Origin of the sequence: Mesorhizobium sp. M0296 (assembly GCF_040321675.1) — a bacterium.
Classification (GTDB): Bacteria; Pseudomonadota; Alphaproteobacteria; order Rhizobiales; family Rhizobiaceae; genus Mesorhizobium.
Genome location: NZ_JAMYRZ010000020.1, coordinates 1 through 19,975 on the forward strand (window position 1 = coordinate 1; position 19,975 = coordinate 19,975).

General features: G+C 59.5%; 18 protein-coding genes, 1 tRNA gene and 1 pseudogene. 3 read left to right on the forward strand and 17 right to left on the reverse strand.

Features of this window, described 5'->3' with window-relative positions:
- Positions 1–85 precede the first annotated feature (85 nt).
- Positions 86–1,594, reverse strand: coding sequence for a KAP family P-loop NTPase fold protein (locus tag NKI97_RS19475; RefSeq protein ID WP_352836066.1), 1,509 nt, complete (start codon positions 1,592–1,594; stop codon positions 86–88).
- Positions 1,595–1,671: 77 nt separating this feature from the next.
- Between NKI97_RS19475 and NKI97_RS35515 the strand changes: the two are divergent.
- Positions 1,672–1,893 (forward strand): annotated as a pseudogene (locus NKI97_RS35515) (IS481 family transposase); the annotation flags it as partial.
- A 37-nt stretch (positions 1,894–1,930) separates the two neighbouring features.
- Here the strand turns inward: NKI97_RS35515 and NKI97_RS19480 are convergent.
- Positions 1,931–2,006, reverse strand: a tRNA-Lys gene (locus tag NKI97_RS19480).
- A gap of 308 nt (positions 2,007–2,314) precedes the next feature.
- Between NKI97_RS19480 and NKI97_RS19485 the strand changes: the two genes are divergently transcribed.
- Positions 2,315–2,788 (forward strand): BA14K family protein, encoded by a 474-nt coding sequence (locus NKI97_RS19485; protein ID WP_352744256.1) that lies wholly within the window; start codon positions 2,315–2,317, stop codon positions 2,786–2,788.
- An 85-nt stretch (positions 2,789–2,873) separates the two neighbouring features.
- Here NKI97_RS19485 and glpK read toward each other — a convergent pair whose 3' ends face one another.
- The 15 genes from glpK to NKI97_RS19560 all read right to left on the reverse strand — a co-directional run bounded on the left by glpK (position 2,874) and on the right by NKI97_RS19560 (position 19,307).
- Positions 2,874–4,367, reverse strand: a complete 1,494-nt coding sequence (gene glpK, locus NKI97_RS19490; protein WP_352836069.1) for a glycerol kinase GlpK — start codon at positions 4,365–4,367, stop codon at positions 2,874–2,876.
- A 145-nt stretch (positions 4,368–4,512) separates the two neighbouring features.
- Positions 4,513–6,240 (reverse strand): ABC transporter substrate-binding protein, encoded by a 1,728-nt coding sequence (locus tag NKI97_RS19495; protein ID WP_352682868.1) that lies wholly within the window; start codon positions 6,238–6,240, stop codon positions 4,513–4,515.
- Between the two features lie 78 nt (positions 6,241–6,318).
- Positions 6,319–6,585, reverse strand: coding sequence for a DUF2160 domain-containing protein (locus NKI97_RS19500; RefSeq protein WP_031193610.1), 267 nt, complete (start codon positions 6,583–6,585; stop codon positions 6,319–6,321).
- Positions 6,586–6,758: 173 nt separating this feature from the next.
- Positions 6,759–7,673, reverse strand: a complete 915-nt coding sequence (locus NKI97_RS19505; RefSeq protein ID WP_352448784.1) for a carbohydrate ABC transporter permease — start codon at positions 7,671–7,673, stop codon at positions 6,759–6,761.
- Position 7,674: 1 nt separating this feature from the next.
- On the reverse strand, positions 7,675–8,541 hold the full coding sequence (locus NKI97_RS19510; protein WP_023674893.1) for a carbohydrate ABC transporter permease: 867 nt from the start codon (positions 8,539–8,541) through the stop codon (positions 7,675–7,677).
- 1 nt (position 8,542) lies between these two features.
- Entirely contained in the window at positions 8,543–9,610 is a 1,068-nt protein-coding gene (locus NKI97_RS19515; protein WP_352455722.1) for an ABC transporter ATP-binding protein, read from the reverse strand.
- 9 nt (positions 9,611–9,619) lie between these two features.
- Complete coding sequence (locus NKI97_RS19520; protein ID WP_352448782.1) at positions 9,620–10,699, reverse strand: ABC transporter ATP-binding protein; 1,080 nt, start codon at positions 10,697–10,699, stop codon at positions 9,620–9,622.
- A 39-nt stretch (positions 10,700–10,738) separates the two neighbouring features.
- The gene (gene glpD / locus NKI97_RS19525) at positions 10,739–12,265 is read right to left on the reverse strand and encodes a glycerol-3-phosphate dehydrogenase (RefSeq protein ID WP_352836072.1); all 1,527 of its coding nucleotides are present in this window, start codon (positions 12,263–12,265) and stop codon (positions 10,739–10,741) included.
- A 125-nt stretch (positions 12,266–12,390) separates the two neighbouring features.
- Positions 12,391–13,158 (reverse strand): DeoR/GlpR family DNA-binding transcription regulator, encoded by a 768-nt coding sequence (locus tag NKI97_RS19530; protein ID WP_023674889.1) that lies wholly within the window; start codon positions 13,156–13,158, stop codon positions 12,391–12,393.
- 128 nt (positions 13,159–13,286) lie between these two features.
- Positions 13,287–14,699: a pyridoxal phosphate-dependent decarboxylase family protein gene (locus tag NKI97_RS19535; protein WP_352836075.1), complete on the reverse strand. Its 1,413-nt coding sequence runs from the start codon at positions 14,697–14,699 to the stop codon at positions 13,287–13,289.
- A 61-nt stretch (positions 14,700–14,760) separates the two neighbouring features.
- A complete protein-coding gene (locus NKI97_RS19540) occupies positions 14,761–15,492 on the reverse strand; it encodes a proteasome-type protease (RefSeq protein WP_352448780.1) in 732 nt (243 codons plus the stop codon).
- 31 nt (positions 15,493–15,523) lie between these two features.
- Positions 15,524–16,318, reverse strand: coding sequence for a transglutaminase family protein (locus NKI97_RS19545; RefSeq protein ID WP_352448779.1), 795 nt, complete (start codon positions 16,316–16,318; stop codon positions 15,524–15,526).
- Positions 16,319–16,379: 61 nt separating this feature from the next.
- Positions 16,380–17,321 carry an alpha-E domain-containing protein gene (locus NKI97_RS19550; protein WP_352448778.1) on the reverse strand — a complete coding sequence of 314 codons (942 nt, stop codon included), beginning with the start codon at positions 17,319–17,321 and terminating at the stop codon, positions 16,380–16,382.
- A gap of 164 nt (positions 17,322–17,485) precedes the next feature.
- Positions 17,486–18,898: a circularly permuted type 2 ATP-grasp protein gene (locus NKI97_RS19555; RefSeq protein ID WP_352448777.1), complete on the reverse strand. Its 1,413-nt coding sequence runs from the start codon at positions 18,896–18,898 to the stop codon at positions 17,486–17,488.
- 172 nt (positions 18,899–19,070) lie between these two features.
- On the reverse strand, positions 19,071–19,307 hold the full coding sequence (locus tag NKI97_RS19560) for an Lrp/AsnC ligand binding domain-containing protein (RefSeq protein WP_023674883.1): 237 nt from the start codon (positions 19,305–19,307) through the stop codon (positions 19,071–19,073).
- 241 nt (positions 19,308–19,548) lie between these two features.
- Between NKI97_RS19560 and NKI97_RS19565 the strand changes: the two genes are divergently transcribed.
- Positions 19,549–19,968 (forward strand): DUF4864 domain-containing protein, encoded by a 420-nt coding sequence (locus NKI97_RS19565; RefSeq protein WP_352836162.1) that lies wholly within the window; start codon positions 19,549–19,551, stop codon positions 19,966–19,968.
- The last annotated feature ends 7 nt before the right edge of the window (positions 19,969–19,975 follow it).

The window sequence follows — 19,975 nt, forward strand, 5'->3', positions numbered from 1 at the left end:
GCAAGCTCGAAAGCGCTTGACCTCAACATGCCGAATAGAGAAGTGCTTCAGGACTGCTGCAACCCGGACTTTTTCAACACTATCGTTACGAAGCTTCCTTTAGGCCGAACTCGACCTGCGCCAGCCTACCCGCACTGCGAACAAATCCAGCGAGTTGTCGCTGTATGCTGGGGGCGTCGCGCATGACGCGCACCCCATTCCATTCCGGCGTAAAAGTCATTCTGACGTAATCCGCAGTTGGCGATATTGAATCTGAGTTTCCAAAGTCCATCATCTTTTGCATAGAATCAAATATCTCTGTCGACAATTTGAACGCTTCCGAGATAGAGAACTCACGGGGGGCGAGTTCTCTTTCGTATCTTGGGGAAAGCCCGCGAGCATACCGCATGCCCAGCGCGATTGTGGAGTTGTCTGGCATTTTGACAGAGTCCCACTCGACATTTCCAGTGCGGTAAAATGTGGTTGCAAGGGGGAACAGAAGCACCAGATCGATAGGGATCGTACTACTCCAAATGGTGGTCACGGTTCGAACAATGTCCAGAACATGCTGCACCTCACGAAGCTCCATGCCATACCGATCGGATGCGATTACAAGGAAATCGGATGGGCTTTGTATTGGAGACCTGAGTTTCTTGACGTCTACGTCAGCTAGTAGGGTCTTAATGAACTCGTCCAGAGAGGGCCTTTCAAACACATAGGTTCTATCGAAGAATCTCTTTAGATAGCGGAACCCGTCAAAGTATTCGCCATACGCGCCCGAAATAGTGTGCTTGAGTTGCTCGCTGTTGTTAGCGAAAACGAAAACGACATTATCAACGTCGAACAGGTGTTTCACCCGCTCCAGAAGAGCGATCGCGTATGATGGTCGGCAACGGTCCAACTCGTCGATCAAGACGAACAATGGAAGCTTGACTTCCGAAAGAGCAACAAGGGCCGTTTCTAACTTGATACGAAAATCCAGGATTGCCTCGTTTTTCCGCTGAAAGATTTCGATTAGCTGTTCGGCGCTTTGATCGATTATACGTTCGATCTCGATTGAGGCAACTTCAGCTGCAGACGAGACAACATCATCTATCAGAGATCCCGCCTTTTCAGCTTTCACGATACCCTCTCTGGTCTCATCGGCTCCAGTAACGTGCTCAAGCAACGCATCCACGCTTTCGCCAGTGTATCGTTTGACTAGCGTCTTCGCCGCGCCTGCAACAACTCGTCCAATTATAGGAGTGGCGCTCTTTTTAACTGCGCTCCAAGTCACTGACGCTTTGTCGGACTTTTTCTTTGTGAACGGAGCAAGCGCAGCATCAATCGAAGCTAGTATAGCCACAAATGGATCATCCATATGATCATCCCGCCAAGCATTCACTGTTGCCACGAGGTGTCCAGATTTTTTTAATTGAGTGGCAAATCGGTCGACAAAGAACGATTTTCCAGCGCCCCACTGAGCGTCGATATCGATGACATACGACCCGGTCTTTCCTGCTGCTTGGCGTTCGGTAACTCGAGCTACCAAAAACTGCTGTAAGAATGATGCATCTTGTTTGCGGCCTAGCAGATCGTCGGCCCAAATTGCTTCAAGTTCTTCTTCATTTATCATATGTTCCCCCAACATTTCAGCGCGGACAATTGTCATCCGTGAGCAAGTGTGTCCAGCCAGAATCCCTGACCGGTGTTATTCTCGTCACCGCCTGCGGCCGCATCTGCATTGCATCGAAAGAAAAACAACGTCTCCACCGTGCTCGCCGGTGAAGGCTCGGCATCAAGGAAGTGACGACGGTCATTTGGCTCGTCTCCTTCATGCATCATGATTTGGGATACTTTGATGATAAGACATGCAGGCTCGAACCACTCCAAAACCCCTTCGGGCCAAAAGTGTTACCCATGTCTCCGGTATAAAATGTAACCTATGTGTCCAGAATAGACCATCGGATTTTGGTGAGCGCGATGGGATTCGAACCCATGACCTACTGATTAAAAGTCAGTTGCTCTACCGGCTGAGCTACGCGCTCCCGCGGGCTCAGAAAGGCCGCCCTCGAAATTGCGCGGAACATAGGGAGAGTGCCTCTGCCGGTCAACCAGAAAAAGACGGCTCGCACACCGGGCTTTCCAGCAGTGTCGTCATGCCTTGCGAAGCGCCTCGGCGTCGAGGGAACGGCCTCCCTCCCGCGCAAGGCCGAAGCTCGCGCTTTTGCGGGACAAGCACAAGCAACGAATCGGAAGAACCTTTGCGGATCAGCAACTTGGGATTTTTGGCGGAACAATTTGCGCAACCTGCCCGTTTCCCGCGATAAGGGACATGCGTTTCAAGGAGAAGACCATGAATAGGATCATGTCGGGCCTGCTGGCGACCACTCTTTCGATCTCATTCGCTGCCGCGGAGATCGTGCCAGTCAACGCTCAGCCCAGCTATGCGCCCCCGGCCCAGGGGCTCACCTCGAATATCCAGACCGTCCAGTACGAGCCGTGGCGGAGGCACCGGAATTTCAATCGCGATTTCTCGCGTCGCGATTTCCGTCGCAATTTTGCGCGTGACGACGGCATGTACTGGCGTGGCCATCGCGGCTATCGCGAATATCGTCGCGGCTATCGCCGTCACGGCGACTTCTGGTTCCCGCTGGCTGCGTTTGCTACCGGAGCGCTGATTACCGGCGCGATCGTCAACCAGAATCGTGTCTATCGTGGCGATGCCCACGTGCAGTGGTGCTATGACCGTTATCGGAGCTATCGCGCTTCTGACAACACTTACCAGCCCAATTACGGTCCGCGCCGGCAGTGCCGGTCGCCTTACTGAGTCCCAGATTAGAGGCTGCAAGCCCGCGCCCGAAACGGCGCGGGTTTTTCATTAGTGCGAATCCCGGGCATCGGGGCATCCCTGCCTATTGCGTACTTAGCGTCCTGCGCACAGCGTGGCGCCAACCGGCCAGCTTGGCCGCACGTGTCGAAGCATCCATGTCCGGCTTGAACCGGCGCTCGAGCGCCCAACTCCTGGCGAATTCCCGCGCCTTCGGCCAGACACCGGCCTTCGAGCCGGCCAGCCATGCCGCACCAAGCGCGGTCGTCTCGAGAATTGTCGGCCGGTCTACCGGCGCATCGAGAATGTCGGCCAGCCGCTGCATGGTCCAGTCCGACGCCACCATGCCGCCATCGACCCTGAGGACGGTCTTGGCCGAGGCGGCCTTCCAGTCCTTGCGCATGGCGTCAAGCAGGTCGCGTGTTTGGAACGCAACGGATTCCAGTGCCGCGCGGGCAAATTCCGCCGGCCCCGAATTGCGGGTCAGCCCGAAGATGGCGCCGCGCGCCTCGGCATCCCAGTGCGGTGCGCCGAGCCCGACGAAAGCCGGCACCAGATAGACGTTCTGCGTTGGATCGGCTTCCGCCGCCAATTTGCCGCTCTGCTCGGCCTTGCCGATCACTTTGATGCCGTCCCGCAGCCATTGCACGGCGGCGCCGGCGATAAAGATCGAGCCCTCCAGCGCATAGGTGGTCTTGCCGTTCAGCCTGTAGGCGATGGTGGTCAAAAGCCGGTTCCTAGAACGCACCAGATCGCTTCCGGTGTTGAGCAGCGCGAAGCAACCGGTGCCGTAGGTGGATTTCATCATGCCCGGTTCGAAACAGGCCTGGCCGATCGCCGCCGCATGCTGGTCGCCGGCCACACCGAGGATTCTGATCTCTGCACCAAACAGGCTTTTGTCGGTGATTCCAAAATCATCGGCACAATCCTTCACCTGCGGCAGCATTCTTGCAGGTATGCCGAAAATGGCCAGCAGCTCGTTGTCCCAAGCGTTTTGTTCGATGTTGTAGACCAGTGTGCGTGAGGCATTGGTGGCGTCAGTGGCGTGGACCCTGCCGCCAGTCAGGCGCCAAATCAGGAAACTGTCGATGGTGCCAGCCAGCAGTTCGCCCTTCTCGGCGCGTTTTCTGGCGCCCTTCACCTTGTCCAGCATCCAGGCGATCTTGGTGCCGGAGAAATAGGGATCGAGCAGCAGGCCGGTCTTTTTCGTGAATTTCTTCTCCAGCCCCAGCTTCTTCAGTTTCTGGCATAGCGGCGCGGTGCGGCGGTCCTGCCAGACAATCGCGTTGTGGATCGGCTTGCCGGTCTCCTTGTCCCAGATGACGACGGTTTCGCGCTGGTTGGTGATGCCGATCGCGGCGACTTCCGCTGCGTTGCGGCCGGCTGTCTTCAGCGCGGCGTTCACCGTTTCCACGACGCTTGCCCATATCTCCTCGGGATTGTGCTCGACCCAGCCGGAGGCCGGATAATATTGGGTGAATTCCTTTTGCCCGCTGCCGACGACCATCATCTTGTCGTCGAACAGGATCGCCCGGCTCGATGTCGTCCCCTGGTCGATTGCAAGGATATATCCGGTCATTCTCTCTCCCGTCGAAGCGACTTCAAGGTGCAACGATGTCTCGACGCCGGATGGCGCGGAGCCGTTCACGCAAACAGGGGAGACGGCAACATGCCGCCTCCCCTGAGCATGGCGATGCGGGCGCGGACGCCCGCATCAAACGGTCCTATTGCTGCCAGCTCTTCACCAGCTCGTCGTAGTTGATGGTGACCGGCTTTTCCTTCTCGTTCTCGATCTTGAGCTGAGGAGCGAGATTGCCCTTCTTGACCGCGTCCGCATTCCAGTAGGCGAGGTCATGCTCTTCGGCCATCTTCGGGCCAATATCGCCCTGGACGCCCGACTTCTCGATGCGGCTCATCACCTTTTCCTGCTCGGCGCAGAGCGAGTCCATTGCTTCTTGCGCGCTCTTGGCGCCCGACGAAGCATCGCCGATCGCCTGCCACCAGAGCTGTGCCAGCTTCGGATAGTCCGGCACGTTGGTGCCGGTCGGCGACCACTGGACGCGTGCCGGCGAGCGGTAGAACTCGATCAAGCCGCCGAGCTTTGGCGCACGTTCGGTGAAGCTCTTGTCGTGGATCGTGCTCTCGCGGATGAAGGTCAGGCCGACATGGCTCTTCTTCACATCGACCGTCTTCGAGGTGACGAACTGCGCGTAGAGCCAGGCGGCCTTGGCGCGGTCGGTCGGCGTCGACTTCATCAGCGTCCAGGAACCGACGTCCTGATAGCCGAGCTTCATGCCGTCCTTCCAGTAGACGCCATGCGGCGACGGCGCCATGCGCCACTTCGGCGTGCCGTCGTCGTTCAGCACCGCCTTGGCGCTGGCGTCGACCATGCTGGCGGTGAAGGCGGTGTACCAGAAGATCTGCTGGGCAACCGCGCCCTGCGCCGGAACTGGCCCCGATTCGGAGAAGGTCATGCCTTGGGCTTCCGCCGGTGCATAGGCCTTCAGCCAATCGAGGTACTTCTGGATGGCATAGACGGAAGCCGGACCATTGGTGTCGCCGCCGCGCGCCGTGCAGGAACCGACCGGACGCGAATTCTCGTCGACCTTGATGCCCCATTCGTCGACGGGCAGACCGTTCGGAATGCCCTTGTCGCCATTGCCGGCCATCGACAGCCAGGCGTCGGTGAACCGCCAGCCGAGCGAGGGGTCCTTCTTGCCATAGTCCATATGGCCGTAGACCTTCTTGCCGTCGATCTCACGCCCGGTGAAGAACGCTGCAATGTCCTCATAGGCCGACCAGTTCACCGGCACGCCAAGGTCGTAGCCGTATTTGGCCTTGAAGTCCGCCTTGTTCTTCTCGTCGTTGAACCAGTCGTAACGGAACCAGTAGAGGTTGGCGAACTGCTGGTCGGGAAGTTGGTAGAGTTTCTTGTCGGGCGCGGTGGTGAACGAAGTGCCGATGAAATCCTTCAGGTCGAGATTCGGGTTGGTGACATCCTTGCCGTCGCCTGCCATCCAGTCGGTCAGGTTGCGCACCTGCTGGTAGCGCCAGTGCGTGCCGATCAGATCGGAATCGTTGACCCAGCCGTCATAGAGGTTCTGGCCGGTCTGCATCTGGGTCTGGATCTTCTCGACGACGTCGCCTTCCTGGATGACGTCATGCGTAACCTTGATGCCGGTGATGGCCGTAAAGGCCGGCGCCAGCACCTGCGATTCATACTGATGCGTGGCGATGGTTTCGGAAACCACCTTGATATCCATGCCGGCGAAAGGTTTCGCGGCATCGATGAACCATTGCATCTCGGCTTCCTGGTCGGCGCGCGAAAGCGTCGAAAGGGGCCCGATTTCCTTATCGAGGAAGGCCTTGGCCTCGTCCATTCCGGCATAGGCATTGCTTGCCCCGAGCAATAGGACAAGCGCAGTTGTTGATGTCAAGAATTGCCGTCGCATGTATTTCCTCCACTGTTAAAGTTCAAAGTGCGATCTGGATCGGCGGCCGGCACGCCGCCGTTCCAACAGTTTCCCCCTCTATACGTAGCGGAACACGCCGACGGCGTAGACCACGGAGAGAGCGAGAGCCCACCACAGATTGGGTCCGACTAGACCCAGCCAAGCGAGATGGATAAAGGCGCTGCCAAGCAGCGACAGGAACAGGCGGTCGCCACGCGTCGTTTCGAACCGCAGCACGCCGACGCGCGGATTGCCGCCCGGCGAGACGTATTCCCACACCGCCATGCCGCAAAGCAGCAGAAAGATGGTTCCAAAGAAGGCCGCGGTCGGCCACGTCCAAGCCATCCACGAAAAATCGACGTTGGACGAGAGGTTAAATCCCCACAGGCGGATATTAGCCGGATCGCTGAAGCCTACCGTTATTGCCACGAAATCGATTTGAAGTGCCACCCAGGCCACGACGACTATGGCGAGAAGCAGCACGGCCCACCACCATGGGCTTCTGTCGACCTGCTCCATCATACCCTCCCCAGGGCAAAGCCCTTGGCGATGTAGTTGCGCACAAACCAGATGACGAGCGCGCCAGGAATCAGCGTCAGCACGCCGGCTGCGGCGAGCAGCCCCCAATCCATGCCGGCGGCCGAAACGGTGCGGGTCATGGTCGCGGCGATCGGCTTGGCATCGGTTGTCGTCAGCGTACGGGCGATCAAGAGCTCCACCCACGAGAACATGAAGCAGAAGAAGCACGCCACGCCGATGCCGCTCGCAATCAGCGGCATGAAGATCTTGATGAAGAAGCGCGGGAACGAATAGCCGTCGATATAGGCGGTCTCGTCGATCTCCTTGGGTACGCCCGACATGAAGCCTTCGAGGATCCACACCGCCAGCGGCACGTTGAACAGGCAATGCGCCAGAGCCACGGCGATGTGGGTGTCGATAAGGCCGAAGGCCGAATAAAGCTGGAAGAATGGCAGCGCGAACACCGCCGGCGGCGCCATGCGGTTGGTCAGCAGCCAGAAGAACAGATGCTTGTCGCCGAGGAAGCGATAGCGCGAAAAGGCATAGGCAGCAGGCAGTGCCGCAGCCACCGAAATCACCATGTTCATAACCACATAGGTGATCGAGTTGATGTAGCCCGAATACCAGGACGCGTCGGTGAAGATGGTGCGGTAATTCGCCAATGTCGGTGCGTGCGGGTAGAGCGTCAGCGACGAGACGATCTCGCCATTGGTCTTGAAGCTCATATTGATGAGCCAGTAGATCGGCAAAAGCAGAACGATGATGTAGAGCGTCGGCACGATCCACCACCAACGCGACTCCTCGCCGCGACGGCGCATCAGCCGTGCGATCTCGTCCTGCCGTAGCGTGCTGGCGAGCCCTTCCGAAGCTGTCGTCTCGCTCACCCTATCGGCTCTCTCTTCGGTGCGGCTCATCTCAGCGCTCCGCGTCGTAATTGGTCATCACGGTGTAGAACACCCATGACAACAACAGGACGATAAGGAAGTAGACCAGCGACATCGCCGCCGCCGGGCCGAGGTCGAACTGGCCGAGCGCGGTCTTGACGAGATCGATCGAAAGAAAGGTCGTCGAGTTGCCGGGTCCGCCGCCGGTCACCACGAACGGTTCGGTGTAGATCATGAAGCTATCCATAAAGCGCAGCAGCACGGCGATCAGCAGCACGCGGTTCATCTTCGGCAGCTGGATGTAACGGAACACCGCCCAGCGCGAGGCACCGTCGATCTTGGCCGCCTGATAAAAGGCATCCGGGATCGAGACCAGGCCGGCGTAGCAGAGCAGAACGACGAGGCTGGTCCAATGCCAGACGTCCATGATGATGACCGTGACCCAGGCGTCATATGGGTCTTGCACATAATTATAGTCGATGCCGAGCGCGTTGACGTAATAGCCGAGCAGGCCAATGTCGTTGCGCCCGAACACCTGCCAGATGGTGCCGACGACGTTCCACGGGATCAGCAGCGGCAACGCCATCAAAACAAGGCAAACAGGCACGCCCCAACCCTTCTTCGGCATATTGAGCGCAATGAAGATGCCGAGCGGCACTTCGATCGCCAGGATGATGAAGGAGAAGACAAGGTTGCGGATCATCGCCTGCCAGAAGCGGCTGGAGGAAAGCAGTTCCTCGAACCATTCCGTGCCGGCCCAGAAGAAGACGTTATTGCCGAAAGTGTCCTGCACCGAATAATTGACGACCGTCATCAGCGGTATGACCGCCGAGAACGCCACCAGCAGCAGCACCGGCAGCACCAGGAACCAGGCTCTGTTGTTCCAGGTCTTTTCCACTTCAGGCTCCCATCTCGACGCGCCAGGAATCGGCATAGATGTTGATGCCGGCCGGGTCGAACCGCACCTTCGGATCAGCCGGAACTGTCTCGTCCTCGCCGATGACGGCGGCGATCTCGCGTCCTTCGAGATTGGCACGGACCACCTTATGGCGGCCGACGTCCTCGACCTTGCTGACCCGGACGGCCATGCCCTGGCTGCCCAGGCGCACATATTCGGGACGGATGCCGAGCTCGATGGCGCCGCCGCCCGCCTTGGGCACGCCCGGCAGTTCGATCTGCTGCGAGCCCAGCTTCGCTGTCTTGCCGTCGATCGCCACCGGCATGACATTCATGCCGGGCGAGCCGATGAAATAGCCGACAAAAGTGTGGCGCGGGCGCTCGAACAGCTCCGCCGGTGTGCCGATCTGCACGATTTCGCCGTCATACATGACGACCACCCTGTCGGCGAAGGTCAAGGCCTCGGTCTGGTCGTGCGTGACGTAGACCATGGTGTAACCGAAGCGGCGGTGAAGCTGCTTCAACTGCGAGCGCAGCACCCATTTCATATGCGGGTCGATGACGGTCAAAGGCTCGTCGAACAGGATGGCATTGACGTCGGAGCGCACCAGCCCGCGTCCGAGCGAGATTTTCTGCTTCTGGTCGGCGGTCAGTCCGCGCGCCTTTCGTTTGGCCATATCGGCCAGCCCGGTCATCTCCAGCGTCTCGCGCACCTTACGGTCGACGTCGGCCTCCGGCACGCCGCGATTGCGCAGCGGGAACGCCAGATTGTCGTAGACGGTCATCGTGTCGTAGATCACCGGGAACTGGAAGACCTGGGCAATGTTGCGCTCTTGGGTCGACAGATTGGTCACGTCCCTGCCGTTGAACAGCAGCTGGCCGTGCGAGGGATGCAGCAATCCCGAAATGATGTTGAGCAGCGTGGTCTTGCCGCAGCCGGATGGGCCGAGCAGCGCATAAGCGCCGCCATCCTCGAAGGTGTGGTGCACTTCCTTCAGCGCGAAATCGGCATCCGTGCGCGGGTTCTGCAGATAGGAGTGGCGGATATGATTGACGTCGATGCGCGCCATCGCTTCCTCCTAAGCCGCCAGCTTCGGCGCGGCCATCGCGCGGCCGTGCTCGTCGAAGACCATGATGTGGCGCGGGTCGATGAACACCTCGACCTCCTCGTCCGGCTCGAAGTCGCGAATGCCGTGGGTCAGCATGACCCAGCGCGCATCGGCAAAATCGAGATGGATGAAGCTTTCCGATCCGGTGATCTCGGTGATCGTCACCTTTGCGCGCACCGGCACTGCGGCGGCGTTGGGCCGATCGAGGGACAGATGATGCGGCTGGAAGCCGATCGTATAGATCGCATCGGCGACGCCGAAGAGTTCCGCCGGCACCGGCAATTTCACGCCGCCCTCGAGCAGGAAATCCAGGCCCTTCTTGGCAAGCACGATGGTGTTGAGCGGCGGATCGGCGAAGGTTCTCGCCGTCACCAGATCGACCGGTTTGCGGAACACTTCGATGGTCGGCCCGAACTGGGTGATGCTGCCCTCGGAAAGCGTTGCCGTGTTGCCGCCGAGCAGCAAGGCCTCGTGCGGCTCGGTCGTGGCATAAACAAAGATTGTACCGGCGGCCGCGAAGACTTTCGGCAGTTCCGCGCGTAATTCTTCACGCAGCTTATAGTCGAGATTGGCGAGCGGCTCGTCGAGCAGCACGAGGCTGGCATTCTTGACGATGGCGCGGGCCAGCGCGGTGCGCTGCTGCTGGCCGCCCGACAGACTGAGAGGCGTCCGGTCGAGATAGGGCGTTAGTTTGAGAAGGGCGGCGGCATTGCGCACCTCCCTGTCGATCGTTGCCTGATCCGTGCCGGCCACCCGCAGCGGTGAGGCGATGTTTTCGTAGACCGTCATCGCCGGATAATTGATGAATTGCTGGTAGACCATGGCGACGTTGCGCTTTTGCACCGGCATGCCGGTGACATCCTTGCCATCGAACCAGACCGAGCCCGAGGTCGGCACGTCGAGGCCCGCCATCAGCCGCATCAGGCTGGTCTTGCCGGAGAGCGTCGGCCCGAGCAGGACGTTGAGCGAGCCGTGCTGAAGCGTCAGCGAGACGTCGCGGATATGTTCCGCCGCACCCACCGTCTTCGTCACGTTTCTCAGTTCAAGCATGATGCCTCCTCCCAGGCTTTCTGCATCGGTCGGCCGTTCCTATTCGGCAGCCGCTACGTGCTGCCGGCTTATTCCGCGCATGAACTCGTCGAGCACTGCCGCCTGCTCACAGCTGAGACGCAGGCCGCGCTTGGTCCGGCGCCACAATACATCCTCGGCAGTCATCGCCCATTCGTTTTCGACGAGGTAGCGCACCTCGGCTTCGTAGAGATCGGCGCCGAAGTTACGGCCAAGATCGACGTTCGACTTGGCGAGGCCCAGCAGCTTCCTTGCGCGGGTGCCGTAAAGCTGGGTCAACCGGCGGGCCAGCCGGGCGTCGAGGAACGGGTACGCCGTTTTCAGTTTCGCCACCTCGGCATCGAAGCCGGTGACGGGAAAGTCACCGCCGGGCAGCGGCGCGTTTGCCGTCCATGGTTTGCCGCGCTTGCCGAGAAAACCCTCGATCTTCTCGAGCATCGATTCCGACAATCGGCGGTAGGTCGTGATCTTGCCGCCAAAGGCGTTGACGATCGGGGCGGCACCCTCGCCTCCATCGGCCTTCAGCACATAGTCTCGGGTGGCTTCCTGCGCCTTTGAGGCGCCATCGTCGTAGAGCGGTCGCACCGCGGAATAGGTCCAGACGATATCCGACGGCTTGACCGGCTGCGCGAAATATTCGCTTGCCGCAGCGCAGAGATAGTCGATCTCGGCGTCATTGATCCTGACGTTGTGCGGATCGCCGGGATAGTCACGATCGGTCGTGCCGATGAGCGTGAATTCGTCCTCGTAAGGGATGGCGAAAATGATGCGCCCGTCCTTGTTCTGAAAGAAATAGGCGCGTGGGTCGTCGAATTTCTTGCCCACGACGATATGGCTGCCTTGTACGAGGCGGACATTGTGCACGTCGTTCAAGCCGACGGTGGCCGACAGCACCTGATCGACCCACGGGCCGGCGGCATTGACCAGCAGCCGCGCCTTGACCTCCTCGGTATCGCCGGTCCGCACATTTTCAAGCCTGACCATCCAGAGATCGCCTTCGCGGCGTGCGCTGACGACCTTTGTTCGGGTTCGAATGGTTGCGCCGCGCTCGGCAGCGTCGCGGGCGTTCAACACAACCAGCCGGGCATCGTTGACCCAACCGTCCGAATATTCGAACGCCTTTCGAAACAGCGGCTTCAGCGGCTTGCCGGCCGGATCCTTGGCCATGTCCAGCGTTTTCGTCGGCGGCAGCAATTTGCGCCCGCCAATATGGTCGTAGAGGAAAAGCCCGAGCCGGATGAGCCAGGCCGGACGCAGTCCCTTGGCGTATGGCAGCACGAAGCGCATCGGCCAGATGATATGCGGCGCGTTCCTCCACAGGACCTCGCGTTCCATCAACGCTTCGCGCACCAGACGGAATTCGTAGAATTCGAGATAGCGCAAGCCACCATGGATCAGTTTGGTCGAGCCGGAAGAGGTCCCGCTGGCCAGATCGTTCATCTCGGCAAGAAAAACCGAAAAGCCACGTCCAACGGCATCGCGGGCGATGCCGCAGCCATTGATGCCGCCACCGATGACGAAAATGTCATGAATCGGTGATGCGCTCAAAGAATCCTCCCTCGATTTCGCATTGCAGCATTTTTGGGTTCTTGCGAAACCGTAGAGGAATTATTTCGAAATGATAACGAATGTCAAACGAAATATGACAGGCGGAAGATGCCGCAACGGCATCTCTAGGATAGCGACGTTTCGATCAGCTGAACTTCTGCCTCCTGGCAGATCTTACGCACCGACGGGATGTCGCAACGATCGGTGATAAAGGTGTTGACCTGCGACAGATGGCCGATGCGGACGGGCGCGGTGCGCTCGAATTTGGTCTGGTCCGACACCAGGATCACATGTCGGGCGTTGGCGATGATCGCCTGAGCCACCTTCACCTCGCGAAAATCGAAGTCGAGCAGTGCGCCGTCATGGTCGATGGCCGAGGCGCCGATCACCGCAAAATCGACCTTGAACTGCCTGATGAAATCGACCGCGGCCTCGCCGACCACACCGCCGTCGGAACCGCGCACGACACCGCCGGCGATCACCACCTCGATCGAAGGATATATGCGCATCCTGTTGGCAACATTGATGTTATTGGTGATGACCATCAGGCCGCTGTGATCGAGCAGCGACTTGCTGACAGCTTCCGTCGTTGTCCCGATATTGATGAACAGAGACGCGTTGTCGGGGATCAGCCGGGCTGCTGCGCGGCCGATCGCCTCCTTCTCCTCGGCGGCGATCTTGCGCCGAGCCTCATATTCCATGTTCTCGATGCCGGAGGGGAACAATGCCCCGCCATGGATGCGGGACAAAAGCCGCTGGTCGCAGAGATCGTTGAGATCCTTGCGGATCGTCTGCGGCGTCACGTTGAAATGCGTCGCCAGCTCCTCGACCAGTACGCGGCCATGGTCCTTGGCCATCTGGATGATTTCGGAATGACGCGGCGACAGATACATCTAGCAACCTCTCATTTTCGTTTTCCTCGTCTATAGCTGAAAACGAAAGCCATGAACAGGTATGGGCCGGCTAATGAAAATCGGGCGACTGCAGAGAGAAAAGCTCCGGCGCAATCTCGACGAGGGTATCAACTCAGCCCCCGCGCGATCTCAGTGACGACCTCGAAAGCAGTATCGACGTCCGCCGCAGTCGTTTCGAACTGCCCGACCTGAAAGCGGATCGCCACCTGCCCGTCCACCCGGGTCTGCGTCAGGTAAATGCGGCCGTCATCGTTGATCGCGTTGACCAACCGCAAATTGTGCTCGTCAGAGTCGATGGCCGCAGCTGCGAGATGGCGGAATGAGAATAGCGACAGCATCGGTTCCGTGACGATCTCGAAATCCGGTTCCCGAGCCAGCCGCGCGGCGAGGCTCTCGCTCCAGGCGACATGGTTGCGGATCATGTTCCGCAGATTTTCCAAGCCATGCGCACGCAGCAGGAACCAAAGTTTCAGAGCGCGGAACCTCCGTCCGAGCGGCACCGACCATTCGGAGTAGTTGATGACCCCGTCGCGGCCATGCGTTTTCAGGAATTCGGGCTTGATCGCCAGCGTGCGGACCAGGTCTTTCGGCTGGCGAATGAACTGCATCGAGCAATCGAACTGTGCCCCCAACCATTTATGCGGGTTGAAGACGATGGAATCGGCATTTTCGGCGCCGGTCCAGAAATGCCGGAACTCGGGGCAGATCATGGCGGAGCCGGCCCATGCGGCATCGACATGCAGGTAGAGCCCATGCCGCTTCGCCACCTCGGCAACAGCCGCCACATTGTCGGTGCCGCCGGTACTTGTGCCGCCGACGCTGGCGATGATGCCCGCCGGCAGCATGCCGTTTTCGCGGTCGGTAACGATCGCGGCTTCCAGAGCCGCCGTCTGCATGGCGCGGAAGCGTCCGGCGACCGGAATGCGCACGAGGTTCGCCTCGCCGATGCCCGACACCCAGATCGCCCGGTCGATAGAAGTATGGACTTGGTCGGAAGAATAGATCCGCACGACCGGCTGCCCTTGCAAGCCGTTCTTGTTGCCTTGCCAGTCGAGCGCGCGCTCGCGCATGGTCAGTACGGCGGCAAGCGTCGCCGATGAAGCCGAATCCTGCATGACGCCGGAAAATCCCTCCGGCAAACCAAGCGCCTGCCGCATCCAATCGACGACCCGCGTCTCGAGCTCGGTTGCCGCCGGCGAGGTCTGCCAGAGCATGCATTGCGCGGCCATCGCGGAAACCAGATACTCGGCCACGACGGAGACCGGTGCCGCATTGGCCGGGAAATAGGCGAAGAAACGCGGATGCTGCCAGTGCGTCATGCCAGGCAGGATCTTTTGTTCGAAATCGGCGAAGATTGCCTGCATCGTTTCACCGTCTTCCGGCGGCGCGGCATCGACGCTTTTGAAGATTTCGCCCGGCTCGACAAGCGGCCGCACCGGTCTCTCGCGAAGGCTGTTTCTGTAGTCGACGCCCCATTCAGCCGCTCGTAGCGACCACTCGCGGAATTCGTTGCTATTCATCTTCTTCGCCTCCGTGGCGCCTCATCGAGCCGCGATCAAAGAGCACGAAAAACGAAGGTTTTCATTCGGGAAAATCAGGCAGACTGGCAAAGGCGGTCTTCAGCGCGTTCGACCAGCTATCCGAGATCGTACGATAATATTGATCGTCCTGGGTTATTCGCTTTTTGAGGCCGACCTTGAAAGTGTCCTTTTCATAGAACAGCAGGTCGAGCGGCAGGCCGACCGACAGGTTCGACTTCAGCGTCGAGTCGAACGACACCAGCAGCAATTTCACCGTCTCGGCGAAACTCATCGTCTTTTCATAAGCGCGGATAATGATCGGCTTGCCGTATTTGGTCTCACCGATCTGGAAGAACGGCGTGTCGTCGGTCGATTCGATGAAATTGCCTTCCGGATAGATCATGAACAGGCGCGGCGCGCTGCCCTTGATCTGACCGCCGAGGATGAAGGAGGCGTTGAAGTAGGAATCCGCCTTTTCGCCAGCCGGCGACGAACTGGCGATGACCTCCTTGACGGTGTCTCCGACCAACCGGACTGTCTGGTACATGGAGGGCGTTTCGAGCAGCGTGGCACGGCGCTCCGCCACTGCCTTGGTGCGTTCGTCGAGCAGGCTGACCACGGCCTGGGTCGTCGCCAGATTGCCGGCCGACATCAAAACGATGACGCGCTCGCCCGGCTCTTCCCAGACATGCATCTTCCTGAAGGTCGAAATTGAATCCATGCCGGCGTTGGTGCGCGTGTCCGACATGAACACGAGCCCGCGATCGATCTTCAGGCCGACGCAATAGGTCATCGAATCTCTTTGGCAACAATCTTGCCGGGGATTACTGCTCCACGGTGACGGTGACCGCAAGCTGTTCTTCCGCCTGTCCCAGCCGAATTCCAGATACCGGCGTGGCGTCGCGATAATCGCGGCCGGTCGCCACCTTCACATAGCGCTCATCCGGAGAAATGCCGTTGGCGACATCGAAGGCGACCCAGCCGAGGCCCGAGACATGCGCCTCGGCCCAAGCGTGGCTTGCCGCCTGCTCGATGGCCGCATCCATCATCAGGTAGCCGCTGATATAGCGGGCTGGAAAATCCATGGCACGCGCCGCGGCAACGAAGATGTGGCTGTGGTCCTGGCAAACGCCGGTCTTGAGCGCCAGGGCCTCTTCGGCCGGCGTCGTCACGTTGGTGGTGTCCGGCGTATAAGCGACGCGCTCGCCGATCACCGCCATCAACCGGTGCAGCCTTTCGATGTCGGTACCCTTGCCGACCGAGGCAGCAAGCTCGCGAATGCCGCTTCCGATCGTCGTCAGCGGCGTTTCCTGGCCGAACAGCCAGAGCGGCGCGAAACCCTGGTGCGGTCCGCAGACGCCAGCGGTGTCGCGCGTCACCACTTCGCCGGCTGCTTCGACGGTGATGAAGTCGCGCTCGCCCTCGACGCTCAACAGCCGGGTATCATTGCCGAAATGGTCGGTGAAGCGCACTTCCTCGCGTGCGCCTTCGATCCTCAGCGCCCAGGACAGCACCGTCTGGGTGCGCCCGTTCACCGGGAGCAGCCGCAAACGCTGCAACAGATAGTGCACCGGCGCATCGTAGCGGTATTCCGTCAGGTGGGTGATCTTCAGCCGCATCGCACTCGTCCCTGGAGCATGAGCTTTTCCGAAAACCGGTCTCCGCTTTTTGGGGTCATGCTCAATAGAACCTGTAATCCTGCGCGATCTCGTCGCCGAGCCTGGTGTTGTCGCGGATGAAATTGGCCAGGAATTCGTGCAGGCCGGCGTCGAAAATATCCTTGATCGACCCGGCCGTCAGCATGGCCTGGGTCTTGGCAGCCGTCGCATGGCAGGCGTGGCGCTCCCCATAGTCGTCACCCAGGAATTTGAGATGCTCCGTCAGGAAGCGGTAGCAAAAGGTCAGCGAGCGCGGCATGCGGACGTTGAGGATCAGATAATCGGCGATGTTGCTCGGCTTGTAGTCGGCATCATAGACCCAGCGATAGGAACGGTGCGCCGACACCGAGCGCAGGATCGATTCCCATTGGTAGTTGTCGAGCGTCGAGCCGACCCAGGAGATCGACGGCAACAGCACGTAGTATTTCACATCCAGGATACGCGCGGTGTTGTCGGCGCGTTCGACATAAGTGCCGAGCTGCGAGAAATCGAAAATCTCGTTGCGCAGCATCGTGCCGTAGAACGAGCCGCGGATCAGCGCCGTCTCGCGCTTAATTGCGTCGAGCGCGTTGGGCAGGTCGCGCTCGTCGATCGGCTTGGCCAGCATCCGCTTCAGCGACATCCAGGCTTCGTTGATGCTTTCCCAGGTTTCACGCGTCAGTGCGGTACGCACCATGCGGGCATTGTTACGGGCCGTGTCGATAGACGACATCGTGCTGGACGGGTTCGATGTGTCGCGCAGCAGATAGTCGGCGACATTGGCGGCGGTGTAGTCGGAATATTTCTGCGTGAAGCTGGCGTCCGAACCGGCGCTGAGCAGCACCGAATTCCACTCCTCCGAAGCGTTCTGAGTACGAGTCAGCGCCATGCGCAAGCCGGCATCCACCAGCCGCGCCATGTTTTCCGCCCGCTCGATGTAGCGGTTCATCCAGTAAAGCCCGTTGGCGGTGCGGCCGAGAAGCATGTCAGGCGGTCCTGTGGTGAATAGTGAAAGGTGAATGGTGAATGGTGACTATCCAGATTCCAGGGCACGATTCCGCGCGCTTCACTTCAGGGCATTTCACCAACATTAACGACGCATATCCTTATCTATTCACTATTCACTATTCACTACTCGCTACTTCCACTCTAATCATCCAACACCCACGTATCCTTCGTGCCCCCGCCTTGCGAGGAATTGACGACCAGCGAGCCTTCCTTGAGCGCTACTCGGGTCAGCCCGCCGGGCACGATCTGGATACGGTCGGAAACCAGCACATAGGGGCGCAGATCGACATGGCGCGGCGCCAGCCCCTTGTCCGTCAGGATCGGACAGGTCGACAGTGCCAGCGTCGGCTGAGCAATGTAGTTCGACGGTTTTGCCGCGAGCTTTTTGGAAAAATCCTCGCATTCCTTCTTGGTCGCCGCCGGACCGACCAGCATGCCGTAACCGCCGGACCCGTGGACCTCTTTGATAACCAATTCATCGATGTGCTCGAGCACGTATTTCAGGCTGTCCGGCTCCGAGCAGCGCCAGGTCGGGATGTTGCCGAGCATCGCCTTGCGGCCGGTGTAGAATTCGACGATCTCGGGCATGTACGAATAGATCGCCTTGTCGTCGGCGATGCCGGTTCCCGGCGCATTGGCGATCGTGATGTTGCCGGCGCGGTAGACGTCCATAATGCCCGGCACGCCAAGTGCCGAGTCGGGGCGGAAGGTCAGCGGATCGAGGAACGAGTCGTCGACACGCCGGTAAAGCACGTCGATCTGCTTGTAGCCCTCGGTGGTGCGCATCGCGACATGGCCATCGACGACGCGCAGATCCTGCCCCTCGACAAGCTGCACGCCCATCTGGTCGGCAAGGAAAGCATGTTCGAAATACGCCGAGTTGAAGCTACCCGGCGTCAGCACGGCAATGGTCGGCGCGCCCTTGGTGCTTTGCGGCCGCACTGCCGCCAGCGACTGGCGCAAGAGCTGCGGGTAATTCTCAACCGGCCGCACCTTGATCTGCTGGAACAGCTCGGGAAAGAGCTGCATCATCGTCTCGCGGTTCTCCAGCATGTAGGAGACGCCGGACGGCGTGCGCGCGTTGTCCTCCAGCACGTAGAACTCGTTCTCGCTAATGCGTACGATGTCGACGCCGATGATGTGGGTATAGACGCCGGCCGGCGGCCGCACCCCGATCATCTCGGGCAGGAACGCCTCGTTCTTGGCGATCAACTCCTTCGGCACCCGGCCGGCGCGCAAGATCTCCTGGCGATGGTAGATGTCGTCGAGAAAGGCGTTCAGCGCCTGGACGCGCTGCTCGATGCCTTGCGTCAGCCGTCGCCATTCATTGCCCGAAATGATGCGCGGAACGATATCGAAGGGTATCAGCCGCTCCGATGCTTCCTGCTCGCCGTAGACGGCGAAAGTGATGCCTGTCTTACGAAAGACGCGTTCGGCGTCCTGCATCTTCTCGGTAAGTCTGGCCGGGTCCTGTTCCTTCAGCCAGCGATCGTAAGCCGAATACGGTTTTCTCAGCCCGGAAACTTCCGGAAGCATTTCATCGAACGCTGCCAATCGCATACTCCCCTGTGGCGCCATTTCACTGGCCTCGCTGGAGAAAATCAAGCGCAATCGGTGATTTGTTGGGCGCCGGCGATCAGTATATCGCACTTGCCTAAAATTAAGGCAGCACCAATAGGGCCTTGATCAGGCTTTGCCTGGTGTCCGGGCAGATGCCGGATGGGGATCAAAACGCGCGAAAGGTGACGACCGTGAACGTGTCCTTGATGCCGGGAAGAATCTGCACTTTCTCGTTGACGAAGTGGCCGATGTCTTCCTCGTCGTCGACATAGAATTTGGCGAGCAGGTCGTAGTTTCCGGCTGTCGAGTAGATTTCCGAAGCAATCTCGGCATCGGCCAGGGCGCTGGCAACGTCGTAGGCCTTGCCCAGATCGCACTTTATCTGCACGAAAAATGCCTTCATTGCCTGGTCCTGCTCACATCGCACGCTCTAGGTATAATCGAGCGGCCCTTGTGGCAGACTGCCGTTCGCCTTTCAAGCATCGGCAATCGCTCAGGCTGTTCTCGCCTCGACAATGCATCTCGGTCTGGACACGGACTGCCACGCCGAATGTTTGCGCTCGGCTGAAACCCTGAAGCACTGCAAAGCGTATGGTATCATGTACCTTCAGGCAGCGATTTCTCAGGGACAACGGAGACAGGCCATGCGCCGCGCGTTTTTCGCATTCGCAGTCGTTCCATTCATTTTCGCATCCCAGGCCTTTGCTGGCGACGCCGAAGTCAAAGCGGCGCAGACGGTCATCGATGGGCAGTTGAGGGCCTTCATCGCCAATGACGGAATGACGGCCTACAGCTTTGCCGCACCGAATGTGAAACGCGTCTTTCCGACCGTCGATACCTTCATGAACATGGTGACAAAAGGCTATCCGCCGGTGCGCCAACCGCAGACCTACTCCTTCGGCAAGGTTCGCGAGACGAGCCCGACCTCGATCATCCAGCAAGTGCTGATCGTCGGCCCGGATGGCAAGGACTACGGGGCGGTCTACACGCTCGAACTACAGCCTGACGGCAGCTTTCGGATCACCGGCTGCAGCCTGCGTGCGTCCACGTCGCTCAGCACCTAAAGGGTTG

Bases quoted from the DNA above. Each gene is read 5' to 3' on its own strand.
- NKI97_RS19520 (WP_352448782.1), bottom strand. From the start codon at position 10,699: ATGCTTGAACTGAGAAACGTGACGAAGACGGTGGGTGCGGCGGAACAT.
- NKI97_RS19565 (WP_352836162.1), top strand. From the start codon at position 19,549: ATGCGCCGCGCGTTTTTCGCATTCGCAGTCGTTCCATTCATTTTCGCA.
- NKI97_RS19505 (WP_352448784.1), bottom strand. From the start codon at position 7,673: ATGAGCCGCACCGAAGAGAGAGCCGATAGGGTGAGCGAGACGACAGCT.
- NKI97_RS19530 (WP_023674889.1), bottom strand. From the start codon at position 13,158: ATGTATCTGTCGCCGCGTCATTCCGAAATCATCCAGATGGCCAAGGAC.
- NKI97_RS19475 (WP_352836066.1), bottom strand. From the start codon at position 1,594: ATGATAAATGAAGAAGAACTTGAAGCAATTTGGGCCGACGATCTGCTA.
- NKI97_RS19495 (WP_352682868.1), bottom strand. From the start codon at position 6,240: ATGCGACGGCAATTCTTGACATCAACAACTGCGCTTGTCCTATTGCTC.
- NKI97_RS19540 (WP_352448780.1), bottom strand. From the start codon at position 15,492: ATGACCTATTGCGTCGGCCTGAAGATCGATCGCGGGCTCGTGTTCATG.
- NKI97_RS19535 (WP_352836075.1), bottom strand. From the start codon at position 14,699: ATGAATAGCAACGAATTCCGCGAGTGGTCGCTACGAGCGGCTGAATGG.
- NKI97_RS19560 (WP_023674883.1), bottom strand. From the start codon at position 19,307: ATGAAGGCATTTTTCGTGCAGATAAAGTGCGATCTGGGCAAGGCCTAC.
- glpK (WP_352836069.1), bottom strand. From the start codon at position 4,367: ATGACCGGATATATCCTTGCAATCGACCAGGGGACGACATCGAGCCGG.
- NKI97_RS19545 (WP_352448779.1), bottom strand. From the start codon at position 16,318: ATGCGGCTGAAGATCACCCACCTGACGGAATACCGCTACGATGCGCCG.
- NKI97_RS19500 (WP_031193610.1), bottom strand. From the start codon at position 6,585: ATGGCTTGGACGTGGCCGACCGCGGCCTTCTTTGGAACCATCTTTCTG.
- NKI97_RS19485 (WP_352744256.1), top strand. From the start codon at position 2,315: ATGAATAGGATCATGTCGGGCCTGCTGGCGACCACTCTTTCGATCTCA.
- NKI97_RS19515 (WP_352455722.1), bottom strand. From the start codon at position 9,610: ATGGCGCGCATCGACGTCAATCATATCCGCCACTCCTATCTGCAGAAC.
- NKI97_RS19550 (WP_352448778.1), bottom strand. From the start codon at position 17,321: ATGCTTCTCGGCCGCACCGCCAACGGGCTTTACTGGATGAACCGCTAC.